The 5,026-nt window shown below is 68.5% G+C and carries 3 protein-coding genes; 1 reads left to right on the top strand and 2 read right to left on the bottom strand.

The window, feature by feature from the left end; translation table 11 throughout:
• Positions 1-479: 479 nt before the first annotated feature.
• Together VDP82_RS13760 and mutL are read right to left on the bottom strand one after the other, a co-directional pair.
• A complete protein-coding gene (locus VDP82_RS13760; RefSeq protein ID WP_323015418.1) occupies positions 480-2,021 on the bottom strand; it encodes a VOC family protein in 1,542 nt (513 codons plus the stop codon).
• The gene (mutL, locus tag VDP82_RS13765; RefSeq protein ID WP_323015419.1) at positions 2,021-3,826 is read right to left on the bottom strand and encodes a DNA mismatch repair endonuclease MutL; all 1,806 of its coding nucleotides are present in this window, start codon (positions 3,824-3,826) and stop codon (positions 2,021-2,023) included. The genes VDP82_RS13760 and mutL overlap by 1 nt, the downstream gene beginning before the upstream one ends.
• Positions 3,827-3,915: 89 nt before the next feature.
• Here mutL and VDP82_RS13770 point away from each other — a divergent pair.
• A partial coding sequence (locus tag VDP82_RS13770) for an alpha/beta-hydrolase N-terminal domain-containing protein (protein WP_323015420.1) occupies positions 3,916-5,026 on the top strand: 1,111 nt, incomplete at its 3' end.

Below are 5,026 nucleotides of genomic sequence, written 5' to 3' on the forward strand. Positions count from 1 at the left end.
CCCTGGTCCGCCTCTGACTTCGAGCCGTCCCGTTAGGGCAAATCGCTCCAGTGGAGCGATTTGAGGGGAGAAGGCCATGAGAGCTAGGCTCGAATGGCAAGAACGCACCCCACCCACCGGCGCAAACCCTCTCCCCTTGTGGGAGAGGGACAGCTTTTCGTCGTCCAGACGAAAAGCAGGGTGAGGGGGCTACCGCACCATCCCCAGCCTCAATGCTCGTGGAAGAACCCCCCTCATCCGCCCCTTCGGGGCACCTTCTCCCGCAAGGGGAGAAGGGGGTATTGTGGGTGGAGGCACCATCTTCCCACACCCACCACCGCTGCCCACGGGCTTGACCCGTGGGCCAGATTGGGAGCCCTTGATGGCTCTGCGTTTGCTGGGAGTGGCCCGCGGATCAAGTCCGCGGGAAGCGCCGGTGGGTGGGAGGGAACTGCCCGACAGAAAGCGCCTAAACTAAACACTCCCTGATGCGGGCGGGACTAGCCCCCGAGCCACGCCCCGATCACCTGCGCATCGTCATCCCCCAGCTCATGCGCCCCGTTCACCACCTCCAGCGTCACCTCTGCCCCCGCGTCGCGCAACACCCCCGCCAGCGCCTCGCTTTTTTCCCGATAGGCGTCCCGCGCTCCGGCGACGATCAGAACCTTTCGCCCGCTCAGGTCCGCCGCCGGAACATCGCTCAATACCGGCACCGGGCGCAGCAGCACCACCCGGTGCAGCCCCAGTTCCGGCTCCAGCAGCAGCGCCGCCGCCAGCAGATTGGCGCCGTTGGAATAGCCCTGCCCCACCATGCCAGCCGGATCGAGCCGATAGGCCCCGCGCGCCTCGCCCATGAAGGCGGCTAGCGCGCCGGATTCGAACCGGATATCCTTCTGGTCGAAAATCGTCGGCCCCAGCGCGCGGAACCAGCGCCTTGTGCCGGTCTCGGTGCTGCGTCCGCGCAGGCCCAGCAGGGTAGCCTCTGGCGCGGCGCGATGGCCAAGCGGCAGCAGATCGGTCTCGTCGCCGCCGGTGCCGTGCAGCAACACCAGCGTGGTGCCGTCCGGCCGCTCCGGCGTGAAGAAGCGGTGCTCATAAATGAGGTCGCGATAGACCACCCGCTCGTCTCCCGGCAGGCCGAATTGCGGCAGCATCACGCGGATGGCGTCGGGGTCGGCGGCGTCGGGCGGCATGAACAGCGCGCTGCCCAGCGTTTCCAGCGGCTCGTCAATGGCAAAGCCCGGCCCGTCGCTGGCCAGTTCGATCAGGACGCCCCCCGGCTCGCGCATATAGAGCGAGGTGAAATAATGCCGGTCATGGCGATTGGTCAGCCCCCAATTGCGCTGCCAGAGTTTTTTCTCCACCGCCGCCACCGCGGCTTCATCGGGCGCGCGCAGGGCCACATGGTCGGCCGTGCCCGTGCCCGGCGCGCCCTGCCAGAAGCCGGCCGCGTCGCGGATGTCGAGCACGTCGCCCATGTCGGAAACCATGCGCCGGGTCTTGCCGTCCACCCCCTGGGGGCGGAAGCCGAAATGGTCGCGCACGAACCCCATGCTTTCTTCCTGCACCTCCGAGAGCAGCGTCACCCCGCGAATGCGGCGAATGGCGTGCTCGGAAGGAATATCGCCCGCTGGCATGGTCAGCGCCGGCAGGTCCGCCCCCACCAGCTTGATCATCACCCCGTCGGGGTCGCGCAGGCGCAGCGCCATCTCGCCGAATTCGGACGCCGTGCTCTCCACAACAACCTGATGGCGCAGCGCCCGCTCCAGCCAGAAGCCGATCGAGCCCGGCGGAATGGCCAGCGCCACCTCGCTCACCTGTCCGGCGCCGGCCTGGCCCGTCGAGCCGCCCTCCCAGACGAGGAAGGTGAGCAGCGATCCCGGCTGGGCGTGATAGTCGCCATAGAACAGGTGCAGTTGGCGGGGGTCTTCATAGCCGCCGGTGCGCTTGACCAGCCGCAGCCCCAGAAAGCCGACATAGAAATCCACATTGGCCTGCACCGAGCCGGTGATCAGGGTGACATGGTGAATGCCGCTGGTCATTACCGGCTCCGTCCGAACAGCCGCTCGATATCTTTTTTCTTCAGCTCCACATAGGTGGGCCGGCCATGGATGCACTGGCCCGAATGGGGCGTCGCCTCCATGTCGCGCAGCAGCGCGTTCATCTCGTCCACCCGCAGCCGCCGCCCCGATCGCACCGAGCCGTGGCAGGCCATGCGCGCGATGATGGCGTCCAGCCGGTCGCGCAGCGCCGAAACGCTGTCCCATTCGGCCAGCTCGTCCGCCAGGTCGCGCACCAGCCCCTCGACATCGCCGGCGCCCAAAAGGGCAGGGGTTTCGCGGATCGCCACGGCGCGCGGCCCGAACCGTTCGAGGCCGAGCCCCAGCCGTTCCAGCTCCGGCGCCGCCGCTTCCAGCCGCGCGCAATCCTCCTCGGGCAATTCCACCACCACGGGGATGAGATGGGCCTGGCTGGCGACGGGCCCGGACTCCAGTTGCGCCTTGAACCGCTCATAGACCAGCCGTTCATGGGCGGCGTGCTGGTCCACCAGCAGCAGGCCCTCGGCATTCTGCGCGATGATGAAATTATCGAACATCTGCGCCCGCGCCGTGCCCAGCGGATAGTTGACGGCCACCGGCGCCGCTTCCGCCTCCACCCGCGCGCTGGGCTCATCCAGCCCGCTCATCCCCGTCCAGGCCGGCGGGCGATAATCGCTGGCGCTGGCCAGGCGCGCCGGGGCGGGCGAATAGGCCGGGGCGGGGGACGAATAGGCCGCCATTGGCGCTGTGGGCGCCGGGGCAGGGGGCTGGAAGGCCTCCAATATATCCTCGGCCACCGTGCCCGAGGCCTTGAACCCCGCCGCGGCCAGCGCTTCCCCGATGGCGCGGATCACGGCGGCGCGCACCGCCCCCTGGTCGCGAAAGCGCAATTCGGCCTTGGCCGGATGCACGTTCACATCCACTTCCGCCGGATCGATGGCGATATAGAGCGCCACCACCGGAAAGCGGTCGCGGAAGACGTAGTCGGCATAGGCGGCGCGCACCGCCCCCACCAGCACCTTGTCCTTCACCGAGCGGCCATTGACGAAATAGAACTGGCTGAGCGAATTGGCCCGCGTATAGGTGGGCAGGCCCGCCAGCCCCGCCACCACCACGCCATGCCGGCTATGGCCCAGCCGCACGGCATTCTGGGCGAAATCGTCGCCGATCACCTGCGCCAGCCGCGCTTCCAGCGCGCCATGGCCCTCGACCGCCGGCCAGTTGGCGGCGCTGCGGTCGCTGCCATTGAGCACGAAATGCACGCCGGGATTGGCCATGGCCAGGCGCTTGATCACATCGGTGATCGCCCCCGCCTCGGCCCGGTCGGTCTTCAAGAATTTCAGCCGTGCCGGCACATTGGCGAAGAGCTCCTTTACCTCGACAATGGTGCCCCGGTTCATCGCCTGCGGCACCGGCCCGCTGCGCACCCCGTTATTCACCGCGATGCGCAGCCCGCTCTCCGCCCCCGCCGGCCGCGAGGAAATGGACAGCGCCGCCACCGAGCCGATCGAGGCCAGCGCCTCGCCGCGAAAGCCCAGCGTGCGGATGTCATCCAGATCGTCCGCCCCCAGCTTGGAGGTGGCGTGGCGCTCGACGCTGAGCACCAGATCGTCCCGCTCCATGCCGCTTCCGTCATCCTCGATGCGGATCAGCCCCTTGCCGCCCGCGGCGGTGGTGACGGCGATGCGGCGCGCGCCGGCGTCGATGGCGTTTTCCACCAGTTCCTTGACCACGCTGGCGGGCCGCTCCACCACCTCGCCGGCGGCGATGCGGTTGATCAGGTCTTCGGGAAGCTGGCGGATGGGCACGGGCGATTCTCCTTGCCCGCACATTACGGCATGGCGCGAGCGCAAACGAGACCATTGACCCGGGCTCGGTCCCGCGCTGTTCTGCGCGCATGACAGTTCAATTCGCCGCGTTGCGCTCCCGTGCCTCCAGCCTGCGTTTGCGCGGCTCGGATTTCCTGCGCCGCCATTTCTTTACGCTGGGCCTGGTCATCGGCACGGTGTTCTTTTCCATTTCGCTCACCCCCTCGCTGCTGCCGCGCACCAGCGTGGTGCAGGGGATTCTCTCGGGCTGCGCCTTCGCCGCCGGCTATGGGCTGGGCGCCGCCATCCAGTGGAGCTGCGAGGTGTTGGGCGCCAAAATGCCCCAGGGGCGCTTTGCCACCATCCTCACCAGCCTTGCGGCGCTGGCCTGCGCCGTGCTGGTGGTGGTCACGCTCAGCTACACCCTGGTCTGGCAGAATTCGGTGCGCTCGGTCATGGGCATGGAACTGGCCGACAATGCCCAGCCGCTGCTCATCGCGCTGGTCGCCATCGGCCCCGCTTTGCTGCTGATCCTGCTCGGCAAGCTGGTGGTCATGGCCATCCACCTGGTCTGGCGATGGCTGGAAAAGCTGCCCTATGTGCCCCGCCGCGTGGCGCTGGCCGCCAGCATCGTCATCGTCGGCATATTGGGGGGCGTGCTGGTCGATGGCGTGTTGCTGCGCGCCGCCTTGCGCGCCGCCGACGGCTTTTACGAGCGGCTCGACGAGCTGGTGCCCCAGGATGCACCGGCCCCTGCCCGCCCCGAACAGACCGGCAGCGCCGCCTCCCGCATTGCCTGGGACAGCATCGGGCGCGATGCCCGCGTCTATGTCACCGGCGGGCCCGATGCGGCGGCGATCACCCGCATGACCGGCAAGCCCGCCATCGATCCGCTGCGCATCTATGTCGGCCTGCGCTCGGCCCCCACGGTGGAGGCGCGGGTGCAGCTGGCCCTGGCCGAGATGGACCGGGTCGGCGCCTTCCAGCGCTCCGTGCTGGTGCTGGCCATGCCGGTGGGCACCGGCTGGGTCGATCCGGCCGCCATGGACACGCTCGAATATCTCCAGGGCGGCGACGTCGCCAGCGTCGCCGTGCAATATTCCTATCTCACCAGCTGGCTCTCCCTGGTGGTCGAGCCCGCCCATGGCATCAACACCGCCCAGGCCCTGTTCGAGGCCGTCTATGAGCGCTGGACCGCCA

Origin of the sequence: Devosia sp. (assembly GCF_034675085.1) — a bacterium.
GTDB lineage: Bacteria > Pseudomonadota > Alphaproteobacteria > Rhizobiales > Devosiaceae > Devosia.

What these genes read in the sequence shown, in the direction of transcription:
- VDP82_RS13760 (WP_323015418.1), bottom strand. Translation starts at nt 2,021, where the DNA reads ATGACCAGCGGCATTCACCATGTCACCCTGATCACCGGCTCGGTGCAG.